The 5,478-nt window shown below is 53.7% G+C and carries 5 protein-coding genes and 1 pseudogene; 4 read left to right on the forward strand and 2 right to left on the reverse strand.

Annotated features, from left to right (window positions below; genetic code table 11):
* Positions 1-181 (forward strand): annotated as a pseudogene (locus VJY99_RS12610) (tRNA 2-selenouridine(34) synthase MnmH); the annotation flags it as partial.
* 42 nt (positions 182-223) lie between these two features.
* Here the strand turns inward: VJY99_RS12610 and ybbP are convergent.
* Positions 224-2,638: a putative ABC transporter permease subunit YbbP gene (gene ybbP / locus VJY99_RS12615; RefSeq protein ID WP_324118925.1), complete on the reverse strand. Its 2,415-nt coding sequence runs from the start codon at positions 2,636-2,638 to the stop codon at positions 224-226.
* Positions 2,635-3,321 carry a putative ABC transporter ATP-binding protein YbbA gene (ybbA, locus tag VJY99_RS12620; RefSeq protein WP_324118927.1) on the reverse strand — a complete coding sequence of 229 codons (687 nt, stop codon included), beginning with the start codon at positions 3,319-3,321 and terminating at the stop codon, positions 2,635-2,637. The genes ybbP and ybbA overlap by 4 nt, the downstream gene beginning before the upstream one ends.
* Between ybbA and tesA the strand changes: the two genes are divergently transcribed.
* The 3 genes from tesA to VJY99_RS12635 form a co-directional block, all read left to right on the forward strand.
* Positions 3,289-3,918 carry a multifunctional acyl-CoA thioesterase I/protease I/lysophospholipase L1 gene (gene tesA, locus VJY99_RS12625; protein ID WP_324118929.1) on the forward strand — a complete coding sequence of 210 codons (630 nt, stop codon included), beginning with the start codon at positions 3,289-3,291 and terminating at the stop codon, positions 3,916-3,918. The genes ybbA and tesA overlap by 33 nt on opposite strands.
* Positions 3,919-3,946: 28 nt before the next feature.
* Positions 3,947-4,717, forward strand: coding sequence for an SDR family oxidoreductase (locus tag VJY99_RS12630; RefSeq protein ID WP_324118931.1), 771 nt, complete (start codon positions 3,947-3,949; stop codon positions 4,715-4,717).
* A gap of 59 nt (positions 4,718-4,776) precedes the next feature.
* The coding region (locus VJY99_RS12635) for a co-chaperone YbbN (protein ID WP_324118933.1) at positions 4,777-5,478 on the forward strand (702 nt) is incomplete at its 3' end.

Consider the following 5,478-nt stretch of genomic DNA (forward strand, 5'->3'; position numbering starts at 1 on the left):
TGAAGCGCTGGAATTACAACGTAAAACCGGTTCTGTTGACGGGCATCTCGCCTGGCTTTCGCCACTGCTCGAAGAGTATTACGACCCGATGTACCGTTATCAACTCAGCAAAAAAGCGCAAAACATTGTGTTTCGTGGCGATTATGAGCAAGTTGAAGCCTGGTTGCGCGACGGCGAATGAATAAGAGGCTGGCGTTTAACGCAACGCCAGCCAACACATGTTTCAAGCCACAAACTGCCTGAATAGCGCTTTGCCTTTCAGTAAACGTACACCTAACCAACCGCCACACAGCGAAAGCAACACCGCGCCGCTGACAGGCAAAATAACCCACAGCCGCCAGTCAGGTTCCCACGGGAAATCAAACACCCGTGTTTGCAGTAGCCCAAGTGCGGTTTCAGCACCTATTGCGGCCACCAGACCGGAGACAAACCCCAGCACCGCAAACTCGCACCACAGCGTGGTACGCAGCAAGCGCTTTCCGGCACCCAGCGTACGATACACCACCAGCTCTTGATGGCGTTGACGCATGCCGACCTGAACCTGAGCCAAAAGCAGCAGTACGCCACATACCGTCACCAGCACCACCATCACCTCCAGCGCCCGGCTGACCTGCTCCAATACCTGCCCGACCTGGCGCAAAATCGCGCCAATATCCAGCAAGCTAACCGTTGGGAATTCGCGGTTAAGCTGCGTCAACATGCCGTTCTTTCCTTCCCAGCGGAAACTGGTTAGCCAACTTTGCGGCTGGTTATCGAGCGCACCCGGCGGGAAGATAAAGTAGAAGTTAGGACGCAAGCTCTCCCAGTCAACTTTGCGTAGACTGGTGACTTTGGCCGAGAAATCCTGGGTATCGCCCATAAACGTGACGGTATCGCCCAGTCCGATTTCCAGCCGTTTCGCGACACCTTCGTCCATCGAGACTTCACCCGCTTTTGGCGGCCATGAACCGGCAAGTATTGGGTTATGCTCCGGTTTCTGACTCTGCCATGTCAGGTTCAGTTCACGATTAAGCGCTTCATCCGGATGACCTTCTGTCGATTTGCCGTTTATCGCCGTCATGCGTACACGCACAATCGGGTAGAACGATTCCGGGATAATCTGGTGTTCAGCCAAAAACGCTTTCACCGGCTGAACTTGTTCAGTGGCAATGTTTAACAGGAAATAGTTTGGGCTCTCCGGCGGTAATTGTTGCTGCCATTTATCGAGCAAATCACCGCGCAGCATTAATAGTAATGCCAATAACATAAACGACAGCGAGAACGCCGCGAGTTGGCTTAATGTTGCCCATGGCTGGCGCAGCAAGCGGTTCACGGCCAGGCGCAGCGCAAGGTTTTTGAGTGTCAGTTTTTTCAATAACCGCAACACACCCCAACCGACAATGCCACACAGTGCTGCCAGAACGACGGTTCCCGCCAGCACCGCCCACAGTAACGAGCTTCCCCCCATCAGCATCGCTAAAAGCGCCACCACTATGAGGGTGATAATTGGCAGATAGATTTTCAACGGCCAGACGTTCGCCACCGCATCACGGCGTAACACCCGCAGCGGTTGCGTTGCCAGCAATAAACGATATGGGCGCAGACCTACCAATAGCGAAATCACCACCACGGAACCCACGGCCCAGCCCCATGGCCACAGGCTCGCAGGTGGAAGTGCCGCAGGTAAAACAGGTTTCAGCAGGTGCATTAACACCGCCTCAAACACCAGCCCCACTGCACCACCGGTCATCACTGCCAGCGCCAGCACCATCAACCATTGGCCGATAATCAGTTTGCGCAGTGCCGCACGCCCCGCCCCAAGGGTTTTCAGAATAGCCACTAAATCATATCGGCTGCGGCAGTAGTGGTTCATCGCCACAGCCACAGCGGCCACCGCCAGTAACAGCGTCAGGAGCGCTGACAGCAGCAAGAATTGTTGCGACCGTTCAAGGGATTTCCCGAGTGCACCATCATCTTGCTCCATGCCGTACCAGCGTTGTTCAGGTTTCAGCTTTGGCAGCAGGTAGTTTTCAAACTTGTCGAGCTGTTGCGGCGTGCCGCCAAATTTGTAGCGCCAGGTGATGCGGCTACCCGGTTGTACCGCTCCGGTTTTTTCCACGTCAGCGAGGTTCATCATTAAGCGTGGCGCCATCTGGAACGGATTAAAACCGGAATCGGGTTCCTGAATAATCTCTCCGGCAATGCGCAACGTGGTGTCGCCCACCTCCAGCGAATCCCCCACTTTGAGATTCAGTAGTGCCATTAAACGCGGTGCCAACAGCACGCTCCCCGGCTCAGGTTTCAAACCCGGCGGGTTGGTGTCGAGTTGACCATACAGGGGATAAACATTATCGACCGCCTTCACCGACGCCAGTTGTGGCGTGTCGCCGGCAAATGTCATGGTGGCAAAGGTCAGCTGCTTGCCAACTTTCAGCCCCTCTTTTTGCGCCTGGGCCAGCCACTCTTGCGGCACTTCACGTGCGCTTCTCAGCGCGCGATCGCCCGCCATAAAGTCGCGACTTTGCTGATCTAGCCCTTGTTCCATGCGATCGCTGATATTCCCCAGCGCCAGCACGCACGCCACCGCCAGGCTCAACGCCAGCCAGACAATCAATAACGATGGCGAGCGCCATTCGCGCCAGAACCAGCGGGCAATCATGCTTCCTCCCACAATTTACCTTCACGCAGACGTAGACGGCGGTCGCAGCGTGCAGCCAGTTGTTCATCGTGAGTTACCAGAATCAGCGTGGTGGCGAAATCACGATTCAGAGAGAAGAGTAAATCAGCAATGCGGTCGCCAGTATGGCGGTCTAGATTACCGGTGGGTTCATCGGCAAATAACACCCCTGGACGCCCATTAAACGCGCGCGCCAGCGCCACACGTTGTTGTTCGCCGCCAGAAAGCTGTGCCGGAAGGTGGTCCATGCGTTTGCCCAGCCCGAGTTGTTCGAGCAATGCTTTCGCCTGCGCGCGGCTGGAGGAATCATTTTCACCGCGCAGTAGCGCCGGGAGTTCGACGTTTTCCAGCGCGTTGAGCGTCGGCACTAGCATGAATGACTGGAATACAAAACCGACGTTTTTCGCCCGCAGTGCCGCTCGCGCTTCTTCATCCATGGCGTGTAACGGCTGGCCACACAGGTGAACTTCCCCTTCGCTGCCATCATCAAGCCCTGCGAGGATCGCCAGTAGTGTAGACTTCCCGGAACCTGACTCACCGATTAGCGCAATGGTCTGTGCCGGTTTGACAACCAGCTCAACTCCAGTAAGGATGGAGAGCTGATGTTCCCCCAGACCCACGGACTTACTAAGATGATGAACTTCAACAATGTTTTCCGCTGGCATTTGCCCTTCCTGTTTCTGGCGTTCTTAACCATTCGTGCCGCACATGCGGACACGTTACTGATTTTGGGTGATAGCCTGAGTGCCGGATACCGAATGTCAGCAACCGCGGCCTGGCCTGCGCTGCTGGATGTGAAATGGCACCAGCAAAATACCAAAGTTGTGAATGCCAGTATTAGTGGCGACACCGCGCCACAAGGGCTGGCACGGCTACCGGCGCTGCTTAAACAACATCAGCCTCGCTGGGTATTAATTGAACTTGGCGGCAACGATGGTCTGCGTGGTTTTCAGCCACAGGCCATCGAAAAAAGTCTGCGCCAGATAATCACCGATGTGAAAGCGGCAAATGCACAACCATTGCTGATGCAAATACGTCTGCCGGCAAACTACGGTCGCCGTTATAATGAGGCGTTTAGCGCTATTTATCCGCAACTTGCCAAAGAGTTTGCGATACCTCTGCTGCCATTTTTTATGGAGGAGGTCTATTTGAAACCGCAATGGATGCAGGATGACGGTATACATCCGAACAGTGATGCCCAACCGTTTATCGCCGACTGGATGTCTTCCCGTCTGGCACCTTTAGTAAAACACGACTCATGAACAATCGGAGCCTCGCGCGGGTAAAGTTATGCAAAAATCAGTTTTAATTACAGGTTGTTCCAGTGGTATTGGTCTTGCCTGCGCACAAGATTTAAAACAACAGGGTTATCGCGTTCTGGCTGCCTGTCGCAAGAGCGAAGATGTCGAACGTATGAACCAGGTTGGATTTACCGGGATACAACTCGATCTCGACTCCCCTGCAAGCGTGCAATCGGCGGCGGCAGAAGTCATCGAACTGACCGGTAATCGTCTTTTTGGGTTATTTAATAATGGCGGATTTGGTGTCTATGGGCCGCTACAAACGCTTTCCCGCGAACAACTTGAGCAGCAATTTTCGACCAATTTATTTGGCACCCACCAACTGACGATGTTATTGCTTCCCGCCATGTTGCCGCACCGTGAAGGGCGAATCGTGATGACCAGCTCAGTCATGGGATTGGTTTCGACACCAGGTCGTGGTGCCTACGCTGCCAGTAAATACGCTCTGGAAGCCTGGTCTGATGCGCTGCGTATGGAGCTGCATCACAGCGGTATCAAAGTCAGTTTGATTGAGCCTGGGCCAATCCGCACGCAGTTCACGCAAAACGTGAACCAGACTCAGGCCGACCATCCAGTAGAAAATCCTGGGATCGCCGCACGCTTTACACTGGGTCCGGAAGCAGTCGTGGTAAAAGTGCGCCATGCTTTTGAGAGCCCGAACCCAAAATTACGCTATCCGGTCACGCTAGTTGCCCATGCTTTAACATGGTTGCGTCGCCTGTTGCCGGGCCGCATGTTAGATAAAATTTTACGTGGTTAGTTGAAGCACCTACTGCCAACCCCCATGTAAATATTAAATATGTAAAAGAGAGTTAAGCCATGTCTGCACCGTACAATATTGATATCACCGAAGCGAACCTACACCAGACGCTAGAACAATCCGTTACGACACCAGTGCTGTTTTACTTCTGGTCAGCACGCAGCCAACATTGTGAACAACTCACGCCGATTCTGGACAAACTTGCCGCGCAGTATCAGGGGCAGTTTCTTCTCGCCAAAGTGGATTGTGATGCCGAGCCAATGGTCGCGTCACAGTTTGGTTTACGCAGTATTCCTACCGTTTACTTGTTCCAGAATGGCCAACCGGTAGACGGTTTCCAGGGGCCGCAACCCGAAGAAGCGATTCGCGCCCTGCTGGAAAAAGTACTGCCACGGGAAGAAGAGTTGAAAGCGCAAGAAGCGATGCTGCTGATGCAAGAAGGCAAACACGCTGAAGCACTACCCTTGCTGAAAGATGCGTGGCAACTGTCCAATCAGAACAGTGAAATTGGCCTGATGTTGGCGGAAGTTCAAATTGCACTGAACCGCAGCGAAGAGGCTGAAGCGGTGCTGAAAACCATCCCATTGCAAGACCAGGACAGCCGTTACCAAGGGCTGGTCGCTCAGATTGATTTGCTTAAGCAAGCTGCAGATACCCCAGAGATCCAATTGCTTCAGCAACAAGTTGAGTTAGATCCACAAAATGCACTGTTAGCCAGCCAACTGGCGCTGCAACTGCATCAGGTCGGGCGCAACGAAGAA

Source organism: Buttiauxella sp. (assembly GCF_035271705.1).
Taxonomy (GTDB): domain Bacteria; phylum Pseudomonadota; class Gammaproteobacteria; order Enterobacterales; family Enterobacteriaceae; genus Buttiauxella.

Excerpts from the sequence above, each read along its gene's own strand:
- VJY99_RS12630 (WP_324118931.1), top strand. The coding sequence starts at position 3,947 with ATGCAAAAATCAGTTTTAATTACAGGTTGTTCCAGTGGTATTGGTCTT.
- ybbP (WP_324118925.1), bottom strand. The coding sequence starts at position 2,638 with ATGATTGCCCGCTGGTTCTGGCGCGAATGGCGCTCGCCATCGTTATTG.
- ybbA (WP_324118927.1), bottom strand. The coding sequence starts at position 3,321 with ATGCCAGCGGAAAACATTGTTGAAGTTCATCATCTTAGTAAGTCCGTG.
- tesA (WP_324118929.1), top strand. The coding sequence starts at position 3,289 with ATGATGAACTTCAACAATGTTTTCCGCTGGCATTTGCCCTTCCTGTTT.